The 25,619-nt window shown below is 43.9% G+C and carries 15 protein-coding genes; 7 read left to right on the forward strand and 8 right to left on the reverse strand.

Annotation, left to right across the window (positions count from 1 at the left end; all coding sequences use genetic code 11):
* Positions 1–62: 62 nt before the first annotated feature.
* Together ACE1CD_RS33550 and ACE1CD_RS33555 are read right to left on the reverse strand one after the other, a co-directional pair.
* Positions 63–503 (reverse strand): secondary thiamine-phosphate synthase enzyme YjbQ, encoded by a 441-nt coding sequence (locus ACE1CD_RS33550; protein ID WP_374789585.1) that lies wholly within the window; start codon positions 501–503, stop codon positions 63–65.
* Between the two features lie 352 nt (positions 504–855).
* Entirely contained in the window at positions 856–2,559 is a 1,704-nt protein-coding gene (locus ACE1CD_RS33555) for an ABC-ATPase domain-containing protein (RefSeq protein ID WP_374827517.1), read from the reverse strand.
* A 51-nt stretch (positions 2,560–2,610) separates the two neighbouring features.
* On the opposite strand from ACE1CD_RS33555, the gene ACE1CD_RS33560 reads away from it, so the two are divergent.
* From ACE1CD_RS33560 to ACE1CD_RS33585, 6 genes are all read left to right on the forward strand, one after another.
* Positions 2,611–3,651 (forward strand): cysteine peptidase family C39 domain-containing protein, encoded by a 1,041-nt coding sequence (locus ACE1CD_RS33560; RefSeq protein ID WP_374789607.1) that lies wholly within the window; start codon positions 2,611–2,613, stop codon positions 3,649–3,651.
* Positions 3,652–3,776: 125 nt separating this feature from the next.
* Positions 3,777–5,432 carry an AAA family ATPase gene (locus ACE1CD_RS33565; RefSeq protein WP_374789589.1) on the forward strand — a complete coding sequence of 552 codons (1,656 nt, stop codon included), beginning with the start codon at positions 3,777–3,779 and terminating at the stop codon, positions 5,430–5,432.
* 93 nt (positions 5,433–5,525) lie between these two features.
* Positions 5,526–5,939, forward strand: a complete 414-nt coding sequence (locus ACE1CD_RS33570) for a DUF1257 domain-containing protein (RefSeq protein ID WP_374827518.1) — start codon at positions 5,526–5,528, stop codon at positions 5,937–5,939.
* Positions 5,940–6,145: 206 nt separating this feature from the next.
* Positions 6,146–6,526: a DUF1257 domain-containing protein gene (locus tag ACE1CD_RS33575; RefSeq protein ID WP_190461788.1), complete on the forward strand. Its 381-nt coding sequence runs from the start codon at positions 6,146–6,148 to the stop codon at positions 6,524–6,526.
* Positions 6,527–6,587: 61 nt separating this feature from the next.
* Positions 6,588–6,926, forward strand: coding sequence for a hypothetical protein (locus tag ACE1CD_RS33580; RefSeq protein ID WP_374789593.1), 339 nt, complete (start codon positions 6,588–6,590; stop codon positions 6,924–6,926).
* Positions 6,927–6,948: 22 nt separating this feature from the next.
* Positions 6,949–7,287, forward strand: coding sequence for a hypothetical protein (locus ACE1CD_RS33585; RefSeq protein ID WP_374789595.1), 339 nt, complete (start codon positions 6,949–6,951; stop codon positions 7,285–7,287).
* Between the two features lie 69 nt (positions 7,288–7,356).
* On the opposite strand, the gene ACE1CD_RS33590 is transcribed toward ACE1CD_RS33585, so the two are convergent.
* Positions 7,357–7,953: a hypothetical protein gene (locus ACE1CD_RS33590; RefSeq protein WP_374827519.1), complete on the reverse strand. Its 597-nt coding sequence runs from the start codon at positions 7,951–7,953 to the stop codon at positions 7,357–7,359.
* Positions 7,954–8,008: 55 nt separating this feature from the next.
* Positions 8,009–8,857 (reverse strand): WD40 repeat domain-containing protein, encoded by an 849-nt coding sequence (locus ACE1CD_RS33595; RefSeq protein ID WP_374827520.1) that lies wholly within the window; start codon positions 8,855–8,857, stop codon positions 8,009–8,011.
* Between the two features lie 277 nt (positions 8,858–9,134).
* Here ACE1CD_RS33595 and galT point away from each other — a divergent pair, with 277 nt between their 5' ends.
* Entirely contained in the window at positions 9,135–10,187 is a 1,053-nt protein-coding gene (gene galT / locus ACE1CD_RS33600; protein WP_374789600.1) for a galactose-1-phosphate uridylyltransferase, read from the forward strand.
* On the opposite strand, the gene ACE1CD_RS33605 is transcribed toward galT, so the two are convergent.
* From ACE1CD_RS33605 to ACE1CD_RS33620, 4 genes are all read right to left on the reverse strand, one after another.
* Entirely contained in the window at positions 10,159–12,891 is a 2,733-nt protein-coding gene (locus ACE1CD_RS33605) for a cyclic nucleotide-binding domain-containing protein (RefSeq protein ID WP_374827521.1), read from the reverse strand. The genes galT and ACE1CD_RS33605 overlap by 29 nt on opposite strands.
* 309 nt (positions 12,892–13,200) lie before the next feature.
* Positions 13,201–17,265 (reverse strand): PAS domain S-box protein, encoded by a 4,065-nt coding sequence (locus tag ACE1CD_RS33610; protein ID WP_374827522.1) that lies wholly within the window; start codon positions 17,263–17,265, stop codon positions 13,201–13,203.
* Between the two features lie 390 nt (positions 17,266–17,655).
* The gene (locus tag ACE1CD_RS33615; protein ID WP_374827524.1) at positions 17,656–21,030 is read right to left on the reverse strand and encodes a PAS domain S-box protein; all 3,375 of its coding nucleotides are present in this window, start codon (positions 21,028–21,030) and stop codon (positions 17,656–17,658) included.
* A gap of 120 nt (positions 21,031–21,150) precedes the next feature.
* Positions 21,151–25,404 (reverse strand): PAS domain S-box protein, encoded by a 4,254-nt coding sequence (locus tag ACE1CD_RS33620; protein WP_374827525.1) that lies wholly within the window; start codon positions 25,402–25,404, stop codon positions 21,151–21,153.
* Positions 25,405–25,619: the final 215 nt, after the last annotated feature.

Below are 25,619 nucleotides of genomic sequence, written 5' to 3' on the forward strand. Positions count from 1 at the left end.
GATTGCACAGTGTTATACGCAAATAATCTGTTGCCTATCTCATTTTACCGTTACAAATGGGTTTAGAAACCGCTGATTTGGATAAACAGTGTTCTTTTTCGTGGCCCATCCAAGTCAAAAAATAACACAGATTGCCATGTTCCTAATGCTAATTGTCCATCTACAACGGGAATTACTTCGCTGGTACTCAACATCATTGCCATGAGGTGAGAATGAGCGTTCATAGGTTCATCATCGGGGATATTTTTTCTGAGGTGAAGGTCGTTGTGTAGATATTTATCTGATTCTGGTGCTAATTTTCTCAGGTGTACTTTGACATCTTCTAGCAATCTTTCTTCGTTTTCGTTGATAGCTAATGCGGTAGTGGTGTGCCGAGAAAATACCAAAACTTGACCGCTTTGTATGGAACTGACGCGAAGTAATTTTTCGATTTGAGGAGTGATGTTATAAATGCCGATTCCCTTTTCTGTTTCTACGTAAATTATCTCGCTTATAATCTGCATTTGGTCACCCGATTTTAGATTTTAGATTTTGGATTTTAGATTGGATATGCAATGAGCGAAAGGAACTTGAAATTCGGATTGTTTTAATGATTCCGATTGAATTGGGAGGCTTAAAACCTCTTTTTTTGCTCAATTACTGGTAAATTAACCGATAAATGTACATTATATCAGTTATGGTTGTCTTGTGGAAAATGTTTTTACCACAGATGAACGCAAATAAACAAAGATGAATTTTATATTAACTCTAGTTGCTACTTACTTGCACTTCTGCGTATGTTGTTGGGCTTTAGCGCTCTTTAACCCACTCGAATAAGAGCGCTAAAGCGCAACAACGTACCTAATAAGGATATGCCTACCGCACGTTAAGCGATCGCAACCTATTGATGGCAGCAGCTAACTCGAATTGACGGAAACTTGCCAAGTCGCATTGAGGGAAAGGTGTCAAAATATCCAGACCTTCAAATTCGATATCTGCCATGACAAGGGCGAGAATTTCTGCTAAGGTGCGTTTGCCATCAATATATTGTCGCACGGCATAAACCATTGCAGCTGCGATCGCTCTCGATTGTGCTGTATCCACAATTTGTTCGACTGCTGATAAATCGATATCTTCTGTACCGAAAACCATCTCATCGACATCGCGAACTTTTAATCGCACTTGTTTCTGCCGATAGCTGGGGTCGATGCTTTCCGGTAGGGGTATTCGGGCAGTAATTTGTCCGAATCTTTCGCCACCTTCGGGGGTGCGCGAGTAGGTGTATTCTTGCGCGATCGCTTTTGCTTTTGCGGTCACATCTTCGGGTTGAAAATTCTGCATGGCGATGACAGTATCTGCCACTTCAAAGTAATCGCCGCTACCACCCATAACTAAAATAGTAGAAACGTTGTAATCGGCATACAATTGTTTCACTTTATCGATAAATGGGGTAATCGGTTCTTTATCTTTGGCGATGAGGGCTTGCATTCTGCGATCGCGAATCATAAAATTGGTCGCGGCAGTATCTTCATCGACTAGCAATACTTTGGCATCTGCTTCCAATGCTTCGATAATATTTGCCGCTTGTGAGGTGCTACCGCTGGCGTTAGTTGTGGAGAAATTAGTTGTAGATTTGCCTTGGGGAAGATGGTTAATAAAAGGAGAAATATCGACGCCGACAATATTCCGTCCATCTTCGGCTCGAATTTTCACTGCGGCTGGATGCGTCACTACTAACTCTCGTCCGTCGTTGGGAATATGGTTGTAAACTCCTAATTCAATTGCTCTGAGTAATGTGGATTTGCCGTGATATCCGCCGCCGACTATCAAAGTTACGCCTGCCGGTACGCCCATACCAGTAATTAAACCTTGATTCGGACAATTAAATTCAACTTGCAATGATTTTGGCGATTGAAATGCTATCGCTTCATTTGGCAAAGGTCGGTCATCGACGCCACTGCGTCGCGGTAAAATGGCACCGTTGGGAATGAAAGCAACTAAACCGCGTTCTGCTAATTGCTGTCTGATCCAATCTGCATCCTCAACAACTTCGACGTGATGTTGAATTTTGTTCGCATCCAGGTGATAATATTTAAGAGTGCGATCGACAATTTGGGGTATTTGTTCGCAGAGCATTTCGACAGCTTGGTGTCCCAGAATACGTCGCCCACCAGCGGGTAGTCCGACGACAAATCGCACTTCCACAAATTCATCATCGATTAATACAGAAGTGCGTTCTAAAACTTCTTGTCCGATCCTGGTAATTCCGATTAAACCGCTGTTGCCAGTACCGCGCCTTTTGCTGATACTGCGGGCGTAGAGATCGAACTGACGAGTGAGGTAATCGCGCAGGGCGATCGCACGGCTTTTGGTTTGGTATAGTTGAGGGGGAAAAGCGGCGATTTCTCCTGCTACCTTGACGCGGACGTGACTGGGTGCGGCGAAGGGATCTCCCTGCGTGCGATCGACTATTAAAGTGAAATCGGAAAACTCGTAGCTTCCTTCAATATCTCGGTAAGCTTTGTAACCGCGACCGTCGAGTTGTAGTAGCTGCTGACGCAGTTTTTCTTGATTGGGCATAATTATTAATAATGAAGAAACAAGCTGCTGGAAAAAACCTGCGTGGCTTCTATGGTACTGGAGATAATTATCACTTTGTTGTTGGGTTCGTTGCTGTTTCGTTTGGGTATGGGTTTTGGTAGGGTATTGTTGCGAAATGGAGCGACCGCAAACGATTTGTTTAAGGGTAAATCGTGGCTATCCCTAGCTTTCTTAGGTTTCTATTTCGCATTATTGATACTAACATTGAATGTGCCGCAGATGCAGATTTTGCCTTTAGAATGGCGTTTCTACGGTATGCAGGTGAGTTGGACATTGCTGCGGGTAATCTTGTTAGGAATTTGCGGGATGGCTTTCACAGTTAGCTGGTACACGGCGCGATCGCAGATAATTGCAGTAGTTTTGCTTGCCATACTGGGACTGGGTGCGTTTACCTCCGCCGAAGCTTATTTTTTGGCTCCCATTTACGGCTCTCTTCAAGATAACCTGCAACCGAATGGCGTGTTTAAGCAAACTTCCACCAGCAGCTGTGCGCCTGCGGCATTGGCTACCTTGTTGCGTCGCTGGGGACTGGATACCACCGAATCCAGCGTGGCGCGTTTAGCTGGAACGAGTCGCATGGGAACTTCCATGCCCCAGTTAATTCTAGCTGCCCAAGCTTTGGGTATGGATGGCATCGAACTGGGCCCAACCTGGGAACAAATGCAGCAAATCAATCGCCCTGGTGTGTTGGCAGTTTGGCTGTTCAGCGGCGTTCGCAAACTTCCTCATGCGGTGGCTTTGTTGGCGTTGAGTTCCGATTCTGCTACAATTGCAGACCCCGCACGGGGAAAAATATTTAAACTCGATCGCACCCTCTTTGCCAAAGTTTGGCGTCACCAGTACGTGCCGATTTTTCGCCCCCAGGATATTTACTTAACTCCCCCTCAAGCGGCTGATTATCTGCATCGGCTGGGGTATTTGCAGACAGCGCAGTCTTTTGGCGACTTGAAAAAAGCTATCCTGAGTTTTCAGAAGGCTGAAGGTTTGAAAGCAAACGGCGAACTCGATCCGCAAACAGTATTGCTGCTAAGTGGAGCTTTTTTACAAGGCGTACCGACTCTATCTAACTAAGGCTAAGCTAAATCAAGTATGCAATGCGAGTCATCGCGTTGGTTGTGTAATACTACAAAAAGATGTATGCTTGTATTACACAAGGTCGGCGTGCGGGGTCAACGATCGCGTCAAGGGAAGGAAAAATGAGTAAAAATCCCCAGCAACCAGAAGCATCTTCTGCCGTTTTAGGGGGGCAAAATGCTCCCCATGCAGCATTGGTGCAACAGCTGGATTTAATGATTCGGGCGCTTTACCCGCTGCTGTACATTGTCGCCGCTGAAGAAGAACCAGTGGAAGTAGTGCTGCATCAAGTAGCCGAACGCGGAAGTAAGCGCAAACTATTGTTTTGGGATATTGTGCGCGGTTGGAATGACAACGGCGCGGATAAAGGCTCGGCAATGGGAGCGTTAACTCGCATTGCGAAGGTAAGCGACCAAGAAGCTGCTAAACAAAAACAAAATGAGCAGGAATCGACTATTTTTGTCCTGCGGGATTTGCACCCGATTTTGAGATTTCCCTACACGGATAGAAATGCACCGGTGGTGAGGGAGTTGCGGAATTTGGCGCGATCGCTAAAGCGCAGTCGCCAAACTTTAATCCTGACTGCTCACACTTTGGAATTGCCAGTGGAGTTGAGGGAAGAAACAACGGTGATTGACTTCCCTTTGCCAGATGTGCATGAAATTAATTACCTGATTAGCACTTTAGTAAAACCAGAAAATCTGAAGGTGAGCGGATTAGCTAAAGAACAGCTAGTTAAAGCTTGTCAGGGATTGAGTCGAGCGAGAATTAGGCGCGTATTGGCGAAAGCTTTGATTGGGGAAAAACAAAAAGTAGATGAAACAGTTATTGATGCGGTACTGGATGAGAAAAAACAGGCAATTCGCCAAACAGAAATCTTAGAATTTTACAAAACCACAGAATCTCTGAAAACTGTTGGGGGATTGGAAAATCTCAAGCAGTGGGTACGGATGCGTCAAGATGCTTTTACCGAAGATGCGAGACGCTACGGTATTCCCAATCCTAAAGGGGTTTTATTGGTGGGAATTCAAGGTACTGGTAAATCGCTTTCTGCGAAGACGATCGCCCACGAATGGCGCTTACCTTTGTTGCGTTTGGATACGGGGAGATTGTTTGGTGGAATTGTCGGCGAAAGCGAAAGCCGCGTGCGACAAATGATTCAAATATCGGAAGCGATCGCGCCCTGCGTTTTGTGGATTGATGAAATTGATAAAGCGTTTGGTAATATCGCCTCTGGCGTCGATGGCGATTCGGGAACTTCTCGGCGCGTGTTCGGTAGTTTGATTACCTGGATGCAGGAAAAAACGACGCCTGTGTTTATTGTGGCGACGGCGAATAATGTGCGAATTTTGCCTGCGGAATTGTTGCGAAAGGGCAGATTTGATGAAATTTTCTTTTTGAATTTGCCTACAGAAGCCGAACGCATGGAAATCTTTAAAGTGCATTTGCAGCGCTTGCGCCCCAGTCGGATGCGCGACTTCGATTTCGCAATGTTGGCGAGAAGCGCGAAAAATTTCAGCGGTGCGGAAATTGAGCAAGTAATTGTAGATGCGATGTATCGGGCGTTTGGACAAAGGCAAGATTTCGCCACTTTGGATATTTTGCGATCGATTGAGGAGACGGTACCATTGGCGGCGATCGCCCGTCACCAAATCGACGAATTGAAACTCTGGGCTGCTGAAGCGGGAGCCAGAACTGCTTCTAACGATACTCGATTAATGGAGGAATTGAAACGATTTACGCTCAAAAAAGATATCGGCTCCTTGGAATTAGATTGAACCCCACCCCCGTCCCCTCCCCGTCTACAGGGAGGGGTGGAAATCAAAGAACAACTATTTTCCCAAAAATTACTACTAAGGAGAGTTAAACTCATGTCGCACTTCACTGCTATCAAAACAGAGTTAAGAGATGTCAACGCTTTGGTGATGGCGTTAGAAGATCTGGGATTTAAAGATAAGGTTGAAGTCTACGCAGAAGCGCAGCGTCTTTACGGTTTTCAGGGCGATTTACGTGAGGAAACGGCAGAAGTTGTGATTCGCCGCCAGCACCTGGGTGCTGCTAGCAACGATATCGGTTTCAAAAAGCAAGATGATGGCACTTATGAAGCTGTGATTTCTTCATTCGATCGCGCCTATAAGTATTCTCAACAATGGTTGAACAAGCTAACTCAACGTTATGGCTATCATATGCTGATGGCAACAGTACCGGAACAAGGCTTCACCATTGAAGAGGAAGAAACTTTAGAAGATGGTACGATTCGCGTCTTGGTAGCACGCTGGGTGTAAGGTAATTGCAGATTGCAGATTGCAGATTTCAAATTTGAAATCTGCAATTTTCAATTTGAAATTATATGGTACAATTCGGATAACACTGGCGCGATCGCTGTCAGCAAATGGCAGATGGCAAATTTCAGATTTCAGATTGAATGAACAACATTTCTTTCAATTTGAAATCCTCAACCTCAAATTTGAAATTTCCCAAGGAAGATTTTATGTCTCATTTCACGACAATCAAAGTCCAAATCAAGAATGGCGAAGTTTTGCATGAGGTATTGCAGGAGTTGGGATATCAGGTAGAACGCAACACTTATGTGAGAGGATATAATGGCGATCGCACTCAGGCAGAGTATACGATCCGTCAGTCAAATGGCTACGATTTGGGCTTTCGTTACAACACAGAAAGCGAAGGCTACGAATTGGTGGCAGATTTTTGGGGAGCGAAAATTAATCAAAAACAATTTATTAATTCAATTTCGCAAAAATATGCACACAAAACTTTGATGGCAACTGTACAAGAGCAAGGTTTCAATGTTGAAGAAGAAGAAACTCTAGAAGATGGTACAGTGCGGGTAGTTGTGGCAAAGTGGGTCTAGCGATAGGCTTTCCCAACGGTATGCTATTTAAAGTATTAGTTGGGAAAGCCTACACTCAAAAATGACGAAAACACTGATCGATCTGTATCGTCAGGGAAATGCTAGTTCTCCTAAAATGGATAATGTTCGACCCAAGGATGTTACCAGCTATGAAGATAACGGGCAAGTCTGGGTCACCCCTACTTTAGAAGGATCTCCCGGAGGAATCTCGACATTTGCTACTTTAGGAGCAGGGAAAAACTGGTGGAAATTAGAAGCCGGTACAGATATTCCGCCTGAACTGAGATTGGTTAATGATTATAACGATCACTGGGTATGGGAACCGAGTGACACGATGCCGATAGACCTATACAAAGCTGCGCTTCATCTTATCGGCGCATCTTTCTACAAAGTGAGTTGACCGCTACAATAAGGAACTTCATATGAATCTATCATATAAAGCAACGCAGTTTATCATTGAAGCGATCGAATTTCAGATGAAAGCATACAAAGAACGTCTCGCTGTTATCGAAGATGTGGATGAAGATGAAGCTTCTGAAATAGGCAACGATTATTATTTTTTAGAGGCTCTCCGTAAAGACTTAGTAAAAAGTTTGGATAAGTGGGGAGCGCCCAAAGCATTACAATCCAATCGAAAAATTCCCGATCGAACTGTAGAAAACGGTACACAAACAACGATGCAGGTTCCCACAGAGCTAGTTCCTATTGTACGGGAACTGATTGCCAAGCATCAAGACGTTGTTAATTCCGTAAACCCTTGATTATAGCTTCTTCTTTTTGACTTTTGAAGGCATGACTTTTGACTTTTTCTAGCCCCTAACTATAACAGTCTACTTTGAAAATGCTTGCACGCGATCGATACAACCGAGTTTAACAGCTTCAGTCAAAACATCGCGATTTTTAATTCGCTTAAAGAACAGCGCCGCGTAATTCCGCTGCATCTGCGTGCCATTAAACAAATAATACTTAATTCTATCTTTTCCGCGAGCAGTGTTCACCAAACCCAGTACAAAATCAACCAGTTTGTAAGTAGCGGTGTTCTCATCAACTTCCAGCGCTTCCATGAGAAAATCCACATCGGAAACGCTACCGTTTTTAGCCATTGCGACAAAAGTATCGTAGCGGTTAGTAAATTTTTCTTGTAAAGCTTGTTTGGCTTTTGGTTCTGGTTGGTTTTGCAGTAGTCGATCGGCAACTTTTCGCACTTGCCAAAACGGATCTTTCAAAGCTAGAATTACCAAATCCAAGCCTGCATCGCCATACTTCAACGCTTCATGAAGTGCTGCTATTCTTGTTTCTACAATCGGACTTGCCAGACGATGCTTAACGCCTGTCAGTCCGCCCAAAATGGCAGCAGTAATTGGGCTGGGAGTTTGATTGCCCAAAACGACATCATCAGATCTGGGCCGATCGTCATGGAATGGCATTGCAGTTTGATGCTTGTACTACTCTTTGTATTATGCCTTGTGGAAGTGCGATCGTCTATGGCAAGTTGGGCGAATTTTGCGATCGCAAGCCCCACACTTTAATAGTTTTGTCATTACTGGTGTTATCTTTACTACCGCTGACAATAGTTTTTCCATCCGGGCTTATGCAGACGGAATAAACAGCATTGGAATGCTTTTTGAAAGTGCGAATAACTTCTGCTGTCTGTAAATTCCACACTTTTATAGAGTTGTCGCTGCTACCGCTAACTATGGTAAGATTATCTGGGTTATAACACACGGAATGAACAAATTTTGAATGTCCTTTTAGGATGGTTTGAAGTTGTTTTGTCTGCAAATTCCACACATGAATATTTTCTCCATCGCTATTAACCAACGCCAGACCATCCGGGCTATAGCAAATGGAACGCACTGAGTTTGAGTGCCCTTTAAGCGTGCGTTGAAAATGTCCGGTTGACAAATACCACAATTTAATAATTTTGTCGTAACTACCGCTAGCGATCGTTTGTCCATCCGGGCTAATTGCAACAGAAGCAACCCAGTCTCTATGCCCTTCTAGAGTGCGAATGCACTGAAAAAAATTATAGGGAATGTAATCTTGTAACGCTTGTTTTACTTTTGGTTCTTCTCTTTGGCAGAGTAGCGGGTAAGCAGCCCACTTTAGCTGACCTAATTCTTCTTGCCAAACCTGAAGCGCCAAATCTAAACCAGCTTCCCCATAATTAAACGCCTCTTTTAGTGCTGTTAGTTGTTGCTCTATATCTGGGCTTGCCAAGCGCCTTTTAACGCCTTCCAAACCTCCCAAAACAACTGCACTAGCTGGGGCTGTATTTTGACCGCCAAGTATGGCATCGGATTCTCTAGGTCGCTCGAAATTTTCTGTCATTCGCACATTTACCTCTGCAAAATTAGGAATTTTTCAACTACTTAAAAAAGCGCGATCGCTACTCCATTCATATGACGGTACTATTATCGATATTGATATTACAGCAGAAGTGCGAGCAAACTGAAAGATACGGAGTGGTAGAGTGGGAGTGGGGCAGACTAAAACCGATCGATTACTTATACCGCCTTCTAGCCAATTGTCCCTCAATTTAATTAAAATTCATTGCAGTCTATCATTTTTTCAATGGTATCTTTATCAAAAAGGAAGCGCAAGTACAATGCCCGAACTAAGACAAAACATCATCACCAGAGACTGGGTAATCATTGCTACCGAAAGAGCAAAAAGACCCCATGAATTTGCCGCCATCAGAAAAGAAGCGTCCGCCATTCCCTGCTATAAAGAAGATTGCCCTTTTTGTTTTGGGAACGAGCATCGCACCCCAGAAATTGAATTATTGTGTTTGAGCGACGATCGGGGATGGAGAGTGCGCGTAGTGCCAAACAAATATCCCGCTCTTTCTTGTCTGGGAGAAAGAGTCAGGAAAACAGAAGGAATTTACCGCTCTATGTCGGGGGTGGGAATCCACGAAGTAGTTATCGAACATCCCCGCCACGATGTCACTATTGCTTTGCTTAGCATCGCAGATGTTGCCAATATTTTGAATGTGTACCGTCAAAGATATAGGGATATCAGAAAAGACCCCCGCATTGAGGCAATTGTGATCTTCAAAAATCACGGACAAGAGGCGGGAACATCCCTGGAACATCCTCACTCACAAATTACCGCTACACCAATTGTACCTTCCCAAATTCGTATCCGGATAGAAGAAGCGATCCGGTTTTTTGATGATACGGGAGAATGTATATTCTGTCGAACTTTAGCCCAGGAACTGGAAGCGGGCGAGAGAATAGTTTTCGAGAGCAAAAACTTCGTTGCTTTTATTCCCTATGCCGCACTTTCACCGTTTCATGTTTGGATTTTTCCCCGCCGACATACATCTTCTTTTGAAGATATCACCGATGTAGAGATTTTGGATCTCGCTTACACCCTCAAAACGGTACTTGCCAAACTTTATTACGGATTAAACAATCCCGATTACAATTACTCTATTCGTTCTGTTCCCACCCGCGACGGACAAACATCTTATTTTCATTGGTACATAGCGATTATTCCCAGAATTTCCAAGTCAGCAGGTTTTGAGTTGGGCAGCGGTATGTATATTAACACCGCTATGCCAGAAGATAGCGCTGAGTATCTGCGAGATGTGCAGTTTGTTGTGACGGATGAGGATGCCAATATAATTAAATTATTAACTGGAAAAGAAAAATAGTTAATCCAGCCATGAGTAACAAATGAGGGAGATTACTGAGAAGCGATCGCATTATCGAGACTCCATCGCCTCGTTTGGTAATTCGCAACAGCGGGTAAGGACTGAATACCATTGCCGAAAGCAGCGTCACTCCTTGCAGAAATTGCGCGACATCCAAACTCCAAGTCAGCGTTGGCAGTCCTGCACCACTATATCCCAAAGAACGCGCAAATACGGGGAGAATTTGCCCTGCTTCGGTAATGGCGGCGGGAACGTAGTATGCTAGATTGGCAGCGAGGACAAAGGGAAGATAGGCGTAGATGACGGTGAGGTAATCGGGTTGGGAGCGATCGCAAAAGCGAGCGATCGTATGAGTAGCATAAGTTAAGATAGCTGGAATACTCAATAATCCTAGCGCGATCGGCAAACTGGTCAGCAAATGGTCGGCATCCACAGGCACATCTTCAAATCCCAGCCAGTTGAGAATGGTGTGGGAATGGTGCATAAACACGCCGCCGAACAACAGCAACAATAGCGCCGCTTCCGCCCAAAAACCTTGATGATTATCTAATAAATCCGATGCGGGAAAGCGTAAATTTAATTGTGCCGATCGATTCGGGCAAGTTTTCAGACAAGTCATGCACAGCATACAATCCCGGTTATCTTGCAATTGGGCGGGATGGGAGTACAGGGGACAGCCTTCTGTTGCTTGTCCTTCATTGGGTAGCGCATCGGCAAAGTTAAGGGAAGTTTCCGCGCTACCTTTGTAACAGCCAAACGTACTGCACTGACTGCCACAAACTTGCTGTGTCGATCGCAATTCCGTCATCGACAATTTCGCAAACATTCCATTCATTCCACCGATCGGACAAAGATAGCGACACCAAAGCCGACGTTCGTAAATTAAACTAAAAATTACCGCTCCTGCCGTAATTGCTACTAATAACCAAGCCGAAAGATAGGCATGGTGCGGCAAATCCCAAAGTTTTTCCCACAGGTAAATAATCACAAATCCTGCAAATACTACCCACGCGCCCCAACGGTTTAGCCATTGGGTATTCCAAGTAAGTTGCTGGCGGGGAAATAGCCACAGGGAAAGACGGCGCATCCATTCACCAGCGATCGTAAATGGGCAGACCGCACACCATAACCGACCTACGAAGGCGAATAAAAATAGATAACCGGGCCACCACCAAGCCCAAAATAAATTCAGAGTAATGCTGCTATCTCGCGATTGAGAACCGACAAAACCTAAAATTGTAATCGGTACGAAAATTGCCATCATTACTATCCAAATTGCTTCTGGATACCAGCGACTGAGGAACAATTGCCGCAACCAGGGAACATGGGTAAGTAAGTCAATCCGAAAAGCATTTTTAGTTGATTGTACCGACCATAAGGCTTGTTCTGGAATGACAGATTGCCCGCTCGGTGTCATCATTACGGCGCGGTGCAATATTTCTGCTAATTCTGCTAAATTGCCGGGATATTCGTAGCCGATCAAGCGGCGTAAATCGGCGCGATCGAGTAGGAGAGTCAGGCGATTTTGTTCGCGACAACAGCGATTGAGGAAGTAATTGGCAAATTCGGGAATGTCTGCTTTGCGTTGGGATAAGCTAAATAGTTTGAGCGAAATTGTTTCGAGATCGGAAAAAATGAGTTTGCTGGGAGAAGCAAAGATTAAACGCACTGAAGATTGCACTGGTTGAGGTGGTTCTTCAGATAATTGATGGTTGTCCGATATGCCATGATTGGGGAGAATAAAACCTGTTTTCAGGTAGTGGATTAAGCGAGTGCGATCGCTTTCGCTCAATACATGAACGTTATCCAGCAAAAGCGTTCCCCGTTCTAATAATTCTAGGATACCGGGTTGTTTGTTTATTCTGCCAAACAGCACATCGGTATTGAGTCTGCCATCGGTTGTACGGGGTAGTTCGGCACAATCTAATTCGGCAAAAGGTTGATCTGCCAATTGCGATCGCAGGTGAATCAGTCCCGCCAAGAAGGTTTTTCCGGTTCCGGGTAGGGCTTGAAACACTACGGGCTGTAGGTTGGATGCGGCTTTGTCGATTTGTTGTGCTAATTTTTGGGTAGCTTTGCTATTGCCGAGAATGGTTTCCCCAAAGGGAATATGTTGGATGTAAGGTTGTAAACCTCGGATTCGTTCTTCTTCCCAAGCGATGCGACTGGCAAAATCATCTAATTCCTGGATCAACAGAGAATGAAGTGCTTGTTGAATGGCTGGATAATCTGTTACCAGTTCCAAAAACTGAGACTGGGGTAAAAAGAGGATTTCGCTGACTGTCAGTGCGATCGCGCTGCTATGGTAAGTTCCTTCATCGGAACTAGCCACCAGCGTATAGCCAAATAAATCTCCTGGATGGCGGTAGCGGATCGACAATTTGCCGATAGGTGAGTCTCGGAAGATTTCTACTTTTCCCAACTTCAGCAAATATAGCCCGATCGGAGTTTGTCCTTCTAGGTAAATGTGGGTTCCGGCTTCGACTTGGAAGCTATGGAACGATCGAGCGATCGCTTCCTTGGCGCTTTCTGGCAAACTTCCCCAGATGCGCTGACTCCCTAACCAATCTTGATATTCTGCGATTACCCGTTCGTCGCTGGCGATGGTGCGATCGCAAACGAACGGTAGCGGCAATGGCCGGTCTGGAAATGGCAGAATCGATCCAGATGGGAAGATGTCTGTTGATGTGGTTGCAGAATTCATCTAAACCTCACGGTGGCGAGTGTCAAAGCGCCATTGATTTCCGATACTTTAACCGAGCGAGCTATAGCTAGGGCAAAGCGGTTATAGCAAAAGTCAAAAGTCAAAAGTCAAAAGTCAAATGCTTGCTGTGAATTGGTTCTGGCGTTTTAGGATGCCCTAACCGCCCTGGCGGTTGCTATACTATAAATTAAATTTTTATATTTAAAATATAGTATATCCAACCAAAACAATCAAATCAGCAGGTTATATCCCGAAATATTTGAGCTTTTGTTTGGAGAGGTTTAGGAGGAATTTTCAGTTTGTATTTTTTTACAAATTTTTATTATTTTCCGATAAAATTTGTTGAATAATTAGAGACAGACGTTGCAGTGGGATCGGTTTAGTTAAATATTCATCCGCACCTGCTTGTAAACACTTTTGCCGATCGCCAGACATGGCTAGTGCCGTCAGTGCGATGATGGGAATATCTGTTTGCCCTTGGGCGCGGATTTGACGTATTGCTTCCAGCCCGTCCATTTCTGGCATTTGAATGTCCATCAGAATTAGGTTAGGCTGTTGAGATTGGGCAAGGTTGAGGGCTTGTTGTCCGTTGTCTGCCACAATGAGACGATACCCGCAACTTTTGAGATAGCTAGATACGGTATCGCTGGTTGGTTGATTATCTTCCACCAGCAGGATTAAAGGAGATTCTAGGGTAGAAACTGAGCTGGCGATCGCTCCATATAGCTTGCGATCGACTTCCATCCTGTCTGACTGGCTGCTGCCAAGATAGGGAATGCGGATGGTAAAACAACTACCCCGTCCTACTTCGCTACTAACTGATACTGTTCCTCCGTGCAAGTTGGCGATTTGTTTGACGAGTGCCAGTCCCAAACCAGTACCGCTGTAACGGCGACTTAAGCTACTATCAATTTGCACAAAAGCTTGGAAGAGTTTGCCTAGATTTTCTGGTGCAATGCCGATACCCGTATCGATGACGGCAAAGCAGAGGTGATAGGAGGATTTGGGAATCGATGAAGTAATTATTTCTTGTAATTCTGGGGTTTCTATGGCATTTTCCAGCCGAACTTCTAGCGTTACAGAACCTCCTTCGGCAGTAAATTTAATGGCATTGCTGAGAAGGTTGATCAGTGCCTGACGCAGGCGGCGCTCGTCTGCTTCAATGCTGCCCAAATTTTCAGGGATATTAGTATGAAAATGAATACCTTTTTTAAAGGCTAGATGTTTGACAAAAACAACACTGGCTTCGCATAATTCTTTTATGGTCACATCGCTGATTTCTAGTTCTAATTTGCCAGCTTCGATTTTAGATAAATCCAGAATGTCATTAATCAGTTCCAGCAGATGCCTGCCGCTGCTCTCAATGGTGGCGAGCGATTTTTTTTGCCGCTCGTCCATCTCACCAAATACGCTGTCCTGTAGTCCTTCCGCCATACCCAGAATCACATTTAAAGGAGTTCGCAATTCGTGACTCATGTTGGCCAAAAATTCGTCTTTGAGGCGGGTAGCGCGGGCAAGTTCGACGTTAGCAAGCATCAGTTCTTCGTTGGTATGCCGCAATTTTTCTTCTGCCAGTTTGCGATCGGTAATATCTTCATAAGAACCGAGAACGCCTATTATCTCACCTACACTGTTGGTGAGGGGAACTTTGTTCGTTCGTATCCATAATGACTTACCATTCGTAAATTCGGTTGGCTCCTCATAGCCCAATTTGGGAATTCCAGTTTTAATCACTTTTGTATCATCTGCACGGTACAGATGCGCCCACTTAGCCCAAGGTAACTCAAAGTCTGTCTTGCCCAGGATCTCCTCGATACTGATTTGACCATCCTCAGCAAATGTTCGGTTGCAGCCTAAATAACGGAATTGGCGATCTTTCCAAAAGACACGCTGGGGAATTGTATCCAACACTAATTGCAGCATCATACGAGATTCTTGCAATTGTTGTTCAGCAAGTTTGCGATCGGTAAGATCCAGCACCGTACCAACTACGCGCACTGGCTTGCCATTAGTATCCAATATCGCTTCTGCTCGTGCGAGCAAGTAGCGTAATTTTCCATCTGGATGAAGTAAGCGATACTCGTATTCGTAAAGCTGCCCCTGTTCGATCGTCTGCTGGATTGAGACATCGTGTCGATCGAGATCGTCGGGATGGACAGACTGCCGGAACTCCGTGTAGGAAGGTGGGCCAGATGCAGGATCGCGTCCGAAAATGCGAAAAACTTCTTCTGACCAGACAATTTCTTGGGTTTGCAAGTCAGTTTCCCAACTGCCTAAATGGGCGATCCGCTGTGCGGTGGCTAGGTGGACTGCATTTTGGCGCAGTTGTGCTTCGATCTGTTTTTGTTGGGTAATATCTTTGGCAATCCCTAAAAATCCGATCGTTTTTCCTTGTGAATCTTCTAGGAATTTAATTGATAGCAATACAGGGAAGCGAGAGCCATCTTTGCGGATGTAAGTCCATTCGTCCTCATAGGTTCCATTTTGCGCTTTCGTCGCAAAAAATTCTCTACCGGGCGCGATCTTCTTGCCCAGTTCTAAGGAAAGTGCTTCTGCCCGTTGCTTGAGTTGTTCTGGGTCGTGGAATATTGCGGGAGTAATCTGCCCGACGACTTCTTCTGCTGTATAGCCCAACATCTTTTGAGCGGCAGAGTTGAAGGTTTGGATGACGCCCTCGATGTTATTGGAAATAATGGCATAATCTGTACCATCTAGAATTGCTTGTTGTAAATTAGTGATGGCTAATAACTCGGCTTCTACTTGTTTGCGTCGGGTGATATCTCGATCGATCCCGCGATAGCCTTGGAAGTTTCCTTGCCGATCGAAAAATGGCACTCCGCTAGTTTCCAACACAACTGAATTGCCGCACCGATGCAGGTTGGTATTTTCTAAGCAGTGAAACGGTTGACGGGCATCCTTCAGCTTTCTAAACTCGGCTGCAACTAGCTCGGCTTCCGAGCTTGGCATTAATTCAAAAGGTGTTTTGCCGATAATTTCATCGGGTTGATAGCCGAGAATATCAAATATTTTTGGACTGACATAAGTATAAACGTTATGTTCGTTTACTTCCCATACCCAATCGCTAGAAGTTTCTACTAGATTGCGAAAACGTTGTTCACTAGCTTGCAAAGCTGCGGTGCGTTGTTCGACTCTCGCTTCGAGTTCCTGATTTAACTGTTGCAGCGCTTGTTCTGCACGAACTCGATCGGTAATATCGATCGCCACACCACCCACCAATAGTTGCTTGGAAAGACTTTGCAGCGGAAATTTGTACACTAAAAATTGTCCGATCGTACCATCTCGTCTGGGTGCGAGTTCGATCGCTTCCACTGCTTGACGAGTTTGGACTACTTTCCGAATGTTTTGCAAGTATTGTTGCGCTAACTCAGGGGAATAAAGCTGTCTGTCAGTTTTTTGAGGTATATAATCTTCTGGAATCTGAAATACTTGTTTGTAGGTTTCGCTAATATAAACGAGTCGTCCGTTTTCATCTGTAATCCAGGAAGCGGTAGGACTGTTATTCATAAAGGCTTGAAAGCGCGATTCGCTCTCCTGCAAAGCGGCTTCTGCTCGTTTGCGATCGGTAATGTCCTGAATAACGCTGATAAACTGTTGGGGATTACCCGCAGCATCGCGTAGCAATGAAACTGTCAAGTTTGCCTGTACGATCGCACCATCTTTGCGGATATAGCGCTTTTCTCTCAAACAGGTCTGTATTTCCCCTGTTAACAGCTTTTGTACCTGTTCGAGATCGAACGCTAAATCTTCCGGGTGAGTAACGTCCCTAAACTTTAGGTTTAAGAGTTCGGGCTGAGAATATCCTAGAATCTCAGATAATTTTGGGTTGATGCGAATAAATTGGCCGTTGACCGATACCAGGCACATTCCTACGGCTGCTTGCTCGAAGATACGGCGAAATTTTTCTTCGCTTTGTCGCAGTGCGATTTCGGTTTTCTGACGTTCGGCAATTTCCGCCTCTAGCTTCTGATTCGTCGCGGCTAAACTTGGCAGTGCGAGGGCTTCGGGAATTAAAGATGCCAATATGAAGGAGGTATAAAGTGAAACCAACGCTGCGATTGCTTTGATCGCTCCAGACACCCAGTAGATGGGATGCCAAAGCGTCCATACTTCCATGAGGTGAGTAGTGCCGCAGGAAATAATAAAGGCGCTAAATAGCAGAAAAATACCATAAAACGGTAAATCCCGTCGCAGGCGAACAAAGTAGAGCAGCGTAATGGGGATGGAATAATAAGCAAGTGCGATCGTCACATCGGAAATCAGATGAAGTCCGACTAATTCGGGCTTCCACAGGTAGCAATGCCCGTGTGGAATAAATAAATTAAGCTTGACAAAGCTGTGAAAGAATTCGTGCATAAATTTATTCAGCCTACGCCCTCTACAATGGCGCTGTTTACTGTTATATAGCGTTTGAGGGAAAAAGTAGCAGTTATGCAGATGCTCTTGGCCCAAAATCCCGCTTTGTCGGCAGGGTTTCGAGTCTTGCTGATGGTGGAAGTATTTCATCCATCTTTAATAAGATTTGTAAACTGTTTAGTAAAAAAATTAAATAATTTATTATTTTTTAACTTTTACCAATGCGGCAAACAAGCAACCCTATAAATTTAATTAATTTATATTCAGTCGAAAAATAAAATAATTAACATATTTTAATAAACTTCCCATTAGTTACTATTTCTCGAATCAAGCGTGAAGAATCTTAAAGGGCAGGCAGGATGCCTACCCCACAAAAATTTTTGGAGATGTTCATTGATGGTGACGAACTGGCAACTCAATTCTAAACTCAGTTCCTTTGCCAAGGGTAGAAAAACACTGCAAATGACCTTGATGATTCTCCGTGATAATTTGATAGCTAATTGCTAAGCCCATACCCGTACCTTTACCGACAGCTTTAGTCGTAAAAAATGGATTAAATATTTTTTCTTTAACTTGGGGAGCCATCCCACAACCATTATCCTGAAATGAGAGCAAAACCTGATTTTCTTTAGTGAGAGAAGTCGTAATCGTAATCCTACCAACATAATCTAATTTTGCCCCTGGTTCTAGGCTTTCTCGGTGTTGTTCGATCGCATCAATAGCATTGACTAACAAATTCATAAATACCTGATTTAATAAACCACCATAACATTCAATTTTAGACAAATTACCATAGTTTTTGACCACCTGAATTTCTGGCGTTCCTGCCCGACCATTCAAACGGTTTTGTAAAATAACTAAGGTACTTTCGATATTTTCGTGAATATCTATCTCTTTCAAATCAGCTTCGTCTAAACGGGAAAACGTCCGCAGCGACTTAACAATATCCCTGATGCGCGTCGCACCAGTTTTCATCGATTCCAACAACTTAGAAAAATCACTCGCAAGATACTCAAAGTCGATCTCTTCTGTCAAATCAGAAATCGCCTGTGGTGGAATCGGATAATGCTTTTGGTAGAGGTGAATTAACTGAATTAAGTCATTAGCATAATTATTAGCCGGTTGAATATTGCTATAAATAAAACTCACAGGGTTATTAATTTCATGGGCAATTCCCGCTACTAATTGACCCAAACTTGACATTTTTTCCGCTTGAATTAATTGAGTTTGAGTATTTTGCAATTTTTTCAGAGTTGCTTCTAATTCTTCAGATTGCAGCCGCAGTTTAATTTCTGATTGACGGATTGCTTCCGCTTGTATCCTTTCGATTTCTGCACCACCACGAGTGGCAAATATTTTCAAGATAGCTGACTGCATTTCTAGATTTTTTACCATCGGCTTAGTGTCCATCACCTTCAGCAATCCCAAATGATTGCCAGCAGCATCAATTATTGGCAAACCAGCATAACTTTCGGCTTGGAGGGCGACTAAACTATCATCTTCAGGGAACAAATATTGGACAGAATTTGGATAGCGAAAAACTTCGGTAGTCAGCTCAAAATTTTCACAGGGTTTTCCGGCTATACTGTAAGTAAAATTATCGCCAAAGTTGTCTCCTGCCCAAAATGCTATAGTTTTCGCAATCGATTTTTCTGGGTTAACAAATTCAGCGATTAAAGCATAACGGACTTCTAAGACTTGGGCGAGATATTGGACGCAACTTTTGAAGAAATCTTCACCAGTTTTAGCCGCCGTACCTTCGACTATTAAACGGAGAGCTTGTTCTTGAAGTTTGCGATCCGTGATATCAGTTACAGTGCCAACATATCCTTCTATTTCACCTTCACTATCAATCAGAGGTAAGGCTTGACCAATAACCCAAGCGACACTACTATCGGGACGCAGGAAGCGATACTCAGATTGAAATTGTTGTTTGGCCAAGGCGCTTTCATACCATTCCTGAAAAACCCGCTCTCGATCTTCAGGATGGAGCGTTTGAGCCCAATCTGGCCCCAGAGCTTTTTCTCTAGTTAAGCCCGTAGTTTGCGACCAAGTTTGATTAACATAGAGGCAGTCACCTTTGGCATTAGCTAAAAACACACCAATCGGTGATGCTTCTGCTAGGGTTTGATAGCGTTTTTGGCTTTGTTGGAGTTGGATTTCGGCTTGTTTGCGATCGGTAATATCCATCGCCGTGCCAAACAAACGCATAATTTTTTCATTTTCCCGTTCGATTTCCATGCGACCATTAATATAGCGAATCGCACCATCCGAGCGGTAAATCCGAATGTCAAAGTTTTGGGGAATTCCCTGCTCGCTTGCTTCTTTAACGTAACTTACAAATAATTCCCGATCGTCGGGATGATATTGTTTTATATGGTCTTCAAACTCTGGTTCTCCCTGTGAGGAATTCATACCAAAAATCCGAAACAACTCGGCAGACCAGGTAATTTTTTGGGTGGCTAGGTCAAAAGACCAACTGCCAATGCGGGCGATTCGTTGTGCTTCTTCCAGTTGTCGAGTAAGTTCCTGTTGGGCAACTTCGGCAGCTTTGCGATCGCTAATATCGCTATGAGTACCTATCAAGCGCACAGCTTGACCTTCTTTGTCCCTTTCAGTCACCTGAGCGCGAGCTAAAATCCACTTGTAAGAACCATCTTTACAACGCAGGCGATGTTCATTCTCATAAGTAGATGTTTCGCCGTTTAGGTGTTTGCTAACAAGTTCATAGGAGCGAGCTTTATCCTCTGGATGCACCAGACTTTCCCACCCTTCTAAAGCATTGGCAATTTCATCCTCTGCGTAGCCCAGCATCGCTTTCCACTGCCGAGAAAACCTAACTTCATTAGTTTTGAGGTTCCAATCCCAAGTTCCATCTCCGGCACTTTCTATGGCCAACTGCCAGCGGCTATTACTTTCTTGCAAAGCGAGTTCTGTGGCTTTGAGTTCTGAGATATCCCGAATGATTGTGGAAAAGTATTCCACTTCTCCATCTGTTGATTTGTGAGCTAAGATTACTTGAGAAACAGGGATTTCATGTCCTTTTGGATCGAGTATTGCCGTCTCGCCCTGCCAACTGCCAAAACGTGCCGCTGACGGCAAACCCTGATTTAAGATAATATCTAAAGCCCACTCTGGATGGCCTTTCGAGATTTCTAGATGGGCGATCGCAGCTTCATCATTTTCAAGTAGATTCCGCCAAGCTCGATTGAGGTAAAGAGCTTTCCCCGTACAATCAGCCGTTGCGATCAAATCTGACGTGCTTTCCAAAATGGCAAGCAGACGTTGATTGTCAGCTTCAGCTTGTTTGCTTTCTGTGAGTTGGCGGGTAAGTTCCTGAACTTGTGCCTGTGTTTGTCTGTACTCTGTAATGTCTCGCATTACTAATAGATGACGGTGAGGCAAAAAGTTGACCGTTGCTGCATATTCCACTATGCGGAACTCGCCATCACTCCGTACTAAACGCAACTCACCCCGGATTTTTTCCTGTTGTTGAAATGCTTGCCATACAGCCTGGAAATCAAACCCAGGTTCTGTAAACTCACAGATGCAACATCCCAGCAGTCGATCTTTCTCTAGAGCGAATAATTCACACCCAACGGAATTGACATCTAAGTAACGTCCTTCTTCATCTACGATGGCGATCGCATCTAGGGACGTTTCAAACAGCGTCCGCAATTGAATATCTCTCAATGATAAAAGAGTTGAATCGCTTTCATCACCGGACAGAGCGAGCCAAGAGTCGTAGCTGAAAGGACATGACATACGCTGTTAATTGGTTGAGGAAAAGGACTGGATTAAATCCAATTTATATTTACACAAAGTCTAATATATAAGACATTGATTTTAATAATTTTAGTTGGAATTTGCCTGCTTGTAACCAGGTTATATCGCTGATTTTTTCTGGCTAATCGGCAACTCAATCCGAAACTCAGTTCTCTGGCCGAGTCTAGAAAAACACCGCAAATCACCCTGATGATTCTCCGTCACAATTTGATAGCTAATTGCTAAGCCCATACCCGTACCTTTACCGACAGCTTTAGTCGTAAAAAATGGATTAAATATTTTTTCTTTAACTTCGGCACTCATCCCACAACCATTATCCTGAAATGAGAGCAAAACCTGATTTTCTTTAGTGAGAGAAGTCGTAATCGTAATCCTACCAACATAATCTAATTTTGCCCCAGGTTCTAGGCGCTCTCGCCGTTGTTCGATCGCATCAATAGCAATGACTAACAAATTCATAAACACCTGATTCAATAAACCACCATAACATTCAATTTTAGACAAATTACCATAGTTTTTGACTACCTGAATTTCTGGCGTTCCTGCCCGACCATTCAAACGGTTTTGTAAAATAACTAAGGTACTCTCGATATTTTCGTGGATGTCTATTTCTTTTAAATCCGCTTCATCCAAACGCGAAAATGTCCGCAGCGACTTAACAATATCCCTGATGCGTGTAGCTCCAGTTTTCATCGATGCAAGCAACTTAGAGAAATCACTGACTAGATACTCAAAGTCCATATCTTCTGTCAAATCAGAAATCGCCTGCGGTGGACTGGGATAATGCTCTTGGTAAAGGTGAATTAACTGAATTAAGTCATTAGCATAATTATTAGCGGGTTGAATATTGCTATAAATAAAACTCACAGGGTTATTAATTTCATGGGCAATTCCCGCTACTAATTGGCCCAAGCTTGACATTTTTTCCGCTTGAATTAATTGAGTTTGAGTATTTTGCAATTTTTTGAGGGTGATTTCTAATTCTTGAGTTTGTTGCCGCAGTTGAATTTCTGATTGACGCAATGCTGTTTCTGCCTGGATACGCTCTATTTCAGCAGCAGCACGAGTAGCAAATATTCTCAAGATGGCCGATTGCATTTCTAGATTTTTTACCATCGGCTTAGTGTTTAGAACTGCCAGCAATCCCAAACGCTCGCCCGCAGAATTTATAATCGGTAAACCAGCATAACTTTCGGCTTGGAGCATGACTAAATCTGTATCTTTAGGAAAAAGGGATTGAACTGAATTTGGGTATAAACATAAATCACCTTTAACATAAACATTCTCACAGGGAGCGCCGACTAAATTGTAAATAAAATTATCGCCAAAGTCGTCTCCTGCCCAAAATGCTAGAGTTTGGGCGCACAATTTTTCTGAATCAACAAATTTGGCGATCAAAGCATAACGTACTTCTAAAACTTGGGCGATATATTGGACGCAACTTTTGAAGAATGAGTCGCCTATTTTAGCTGCTGTACCTTCGACAATTAAACGGAGAGCTTGTTCTTGATGTTTGCGATCGCTAATATCAATGGATGTTCCGACAATTCTGGAAATTCTATTTTCGGTATTTTTGATGGGGTTCAGTGTTGTTAAGCACCAAGTTGCTCGCTCGTTCAAAATGATACTTTCTTCATAAGTAATAGAAGTTCCAGATTCAATACACCGCAAATAGTTTTGACGCATAGCGGCTCCTTCAGTCAGCCCAAAAACAAATTCTGGAGTTTTGCCAATTATGTCTGCGGCGGCGATCGCAGTTGCTTTTTCTACTGAAAGGCTCCAACCTGAATAAAGGATTTCTCTATTTTCAGTGACATCAACAACAAAAATGAGACAGCCAACTCCTTCATAAATACTGCGGAGAAATTTCTCTGCCTCTTTTAGTTCTGCTTGAGCGTGGATTAGCTCTGTTTCAGCACGTTTGCGATCGTTAATATCGCGAGATACGCCTACTGTTAAGATTTTCTCGCCCGCTTCGTTGCGAATTACTGATTTAATGGTGTTGAATATCTGCTCCTTGCCATCATAACGGGTAACAGGTTCTTCAATTGCCAAGGATTGCCCAGTTTCAAACACGTAAGCATCATCCCGAATGTATTGCAGCGTATAATCTGGTTTGTTAAACGGAGCATCAATTATATCTTTCAATTGCTCCTCATTCAAGCCGTAATAATCTCGAAATGCCTTGTTTGCCCACACAATGCGAGATTGAGGCCCTTTAACCAGCACCATATCCGTAATGGCATCTAGAATCTGATGATACTTTAGCTCGTTTTGACGTAGTTTATTTTCGGCTTCTTTGCGATCGGTGATATCGTTTCCGATCGCCAAAAATCCGGTGATTGTCCCTTCGCGATCGCGCAAAGCAGTCACAGAAAGTTGCACGGGAAAGCGATAACCATCTTGACGAATATAAGAGCATTCATATTCGTCAATCATTCCCAAACGCGCCTTAGCAACAAATACCTCAAACCCCGGTGCAATGGGTCGATCGAATTCTGCGCTTAGTGCGGTGGCGCGTTGTTTAATTTCTGCTAAATCGTGAAAAATTGCTGGTGTAAGTTTGTCTACTACTTCTGTTGATGAATATCCCAGTAATCTTTCGGCAGCCGCATTAAAAGTTTTAATAATCCCCTTAGCATCTGTTGAGATAATAGTATAATTAGCTCCGTCTAAAATAGCTTGTTGTAGATGAGTAGTTTCGATTAATTTCGCTTCCGCTTCTTTGCGGGATGTGATATCAACTCTGATTGCCAAATACTGACTTGGTTTACCGCGCTCGTTCAGCAAAGGAGCGATAGTTGTATCTACCCAATAATAAGTACCATCCTTAGCTTTATTTTTGATTTCTCCTTGCCATACTTCCCCTGCCGAAATAGTCTGCCAAAGATTTTGGAAGAATTCTTTAGGATGATAACCGGATTTTATTAAGCGATGGTTTTGGCCAATAAGTTCGGCTTGAGAATATTTAGATATTTGGCAAAAATTATCGTTGGCATAGTTAATGATTCCTCGTTCATCAGTGATGGAAACGATCGCGGCTCGATCCAGAGCCAATTTAATATCTGATAATTGTTTGAGGGAATTGCGGAGAGCTAGTTCTGTGGCTTTACTTTCTGTAATATCTCGCAGGATTGTGGAAAAGTATTCGACTTTTCCATCTATTGATTTGTGAGCTATGATTACTTGAGAAACGGGAATTTCGCGTCCGGTCGAATCCAGTATTGCTGTCTCGCCGCGCCAACTGCCAGAAGTTGCTGCTTCCGGCAAGCCCTGATTGAGGATAATATCTAAAGCCCACTTGGGATGAGATGTAGATATTTTCACATTCGCGATCGCAGCTTCATTATTATCGAACAGATTTCGCCAAGCTTGATTGAGATACAAAGTTTTACCTGTTAAATCGGTAGTACCGATCAAATCTGAGGTGCTTTCGAGAATGGCAAGTAAGCGTTGATTGTCAGCTTCAGCACGTTTGCTCTCCGTAATATCCCGAATATAGCCATGCCAAAGGGTACTGCCATCTGGTTCTCTCTGGGGCGTAGCATGACCGACTAACCACAGCATCCGCCCATCGGCAAAGCAAACTCGATATTCGCAATACCAAGGGGTAAGGTGTTTGGCAGATTCGAGAATGGATTGACTGACGCGATCGAGATCTTCAGGATAAATAATTGCAAACACCTTAGAGGCATCCTCGCGCACTTCTTCTGGCGTAACGCTATAAATCTCTTTCAAACCCTCACTGGCGTAGGGAAGATGGAAAGTACGATCGGGACGCATCCGCAACTGATAAATAACTCCGGGAATGTGGCGGGCAATTTGTTCTAGGGGATGACTCTCTGCGGGGGTAGCTATCCGACCAGGCGCAATACCTGCCTCTTGTAGTTGCGCTTGGCTTTGTGCCAGTTGACGGGTAAGTTCCTCGACTTGCGCCTGTGCTTGTTTGCGTTCTGTAACATCTCGCATGACGGAAAGATGGCGATGAGGCAAAAAGTTTGCTGTTGCGGCGTATTCCAAGATGCGGATTTCCCCATCAGTCCGCACTAAGCGAAACTCGCCCCGCGCTTTTTCCTGTTGTAGAAATTCTTGCCATACTGCTGGGAAATCATACCCAGGTTCTGCAAACTCATAGATGTAGCGTCCCAGCAGTTCATCTCTCTGTAGGCCAAATAATTCGCAGGCGGCGGGGTTGACATCTAGGTAACGCCCTCGGTCATCGACGATCGCGATCGCATCGAGGGCAGTCTCAAACAGCGTCCGCAATTGACGATCTCTGAGAGACTGGTGGGTCGGATTTTCTAACTCAATGGGGCGATCGAGACCAGAACTATATCCTAATGGGGATGACATACAAGCTTAATTTCTTATCAAGAGTTATTATTTTTACATTTTGCACTAGGATCGCGAAAAGCGCTAATATGTCGCTTCCAGACTGGTTTTGGGTACAAAAACACGGCGGCTCTGCCGCTTGATGTAAAATGCGAATCAGTATATAGGCTCACATCTTGCACCCAGGTCAGAAACCGGGTTTCTTGCAACTGTGCTTCGTTGAAAGCCTAGATTTT

It is taken from the genome of Aerosakkonema sp. BLCC-F183, from assembly GCF_041929145.1.
Taxonomy (GTDB): Bacteria; Cyanobacteriota; Cyanobacteriia; order Cyanobacteriales; family Aerosakkonemataceae; genus Aerosakkonema.

What these genes read in the sequence shown, in the direction of transcription:
- ACE1CD_RS33550 (WP_374789585.1), bottom strand. Translation starts at nt 503, where the DNA reads ATGCAGATTATAAGCGAGATAATTTACGTAGAAACAGAAAAGGGAATC.
- ACE1CD_RS33555 (WP_374827517.1), bottom strand. Translation starts at nt 2,559, where the DNA reads ATGCCCAATCAAGAAAAACTGCGTCAGCAGCTACTACAACTCGACGGT.
- ACE1CD_RS33560 (WP_374789607.1), top strand. Translation starts at nt 2,611, where the DNA reads ATGGTACTGGAGATAATTATCACTTTGTTGTTGGGTTCGTTGCTGTTT.
- ACE1CD_RS33565 (WP_374789589.1), top strand. Translation starts at nt 3,777, where the DNA reads ATGAGTAAAAATCCCCAGCAACCAGAAGCATCTTCTGCCGTTTTAGGG.
- ACE1CD_RS33570 (WP_374827518.1), top strand. Translation starts at nt 5,526, where the DNA reads ATGTCGCACTTCACTGCTATCAAAACAGAGTTAAGAGATGTCAACGCT.
- ACE1CD_RS33575 (WP_190461788.1), top strand. Translation starts at nt 6,146, where the DNA reads ATGTCTCATTTCACGACAATCAAAGTCCAAATCAAGAATGGCGAAGTT.
- ACE1CD_RS33580 (WP_374789593.1), top strand. Translation starts at nt 6,588, where the DNA reads ATGACGAAAACACTGATCGATCTGTATCGTCAGGGAAATGCTAGTTCT.
- ACE1CD_RS33585 (WP_374789595.1), top strand. Translation starts at nt 6,949, where the DNA reads ATGAATCTATCATATAAAGCAACGCAGTTTATCATTGAAGCGATCGAA.
- ACE1CD_RS33590 (WP_374827519.1), bottom strand. Translation starts at nt 7,953, where the DNA reads ATGCCATTCCATGACGATCGGCCCAGATCTGATGATGTCGTTTTGGGC.
- ACE1CD_RS33595 (WP_374827520.1), bottom strand. Translation starts at nt 8,857, where the DNA reads ATGACAGAAAATTTCGAGCGACCTAGAGAATCCGATGCCATACTTGGC.
- galT (WP_374789600.1), top strand. Translation starts at nt 9,135, where the DNA reads ATGCCCGAACTAAGACAAAACATCATCACCAGAGACTGGGTAATCATT.
- ACE1CD_RS33605 (WP_374827521.1), bottom strand. Translation starts at nt 12,891, where the DNA reads ATGAATTCTGCAACCACATCAACAGACATCTTCCCATCTGGATCGATT.
- ACE1CD_RS33610 (WP_374827522.1), bottom strand. Translation starts at nt 17,265, where the DNA reads ATGCACGAATTCTTTCACAGCTTTGTCAAGCTTAATTTATTTATTCCA.
- ACE1CD_RS33615 (WP_374827524.1), bottom strand. Translation starts at nt 21,030, where the DNA reads ATGTCATGTCCTTTCAGCTACGACTCTTGGCTCGCTCTGTCCGGTGAT.
- ACE1CD_RS33620 (WP_374827525.1), bottom strand. Translation starts at nt 25,404, where the DNA reads ATGTCATCCCCATTAGGATATAGTTCTGGTCTCGATCGCCCCATTGAG.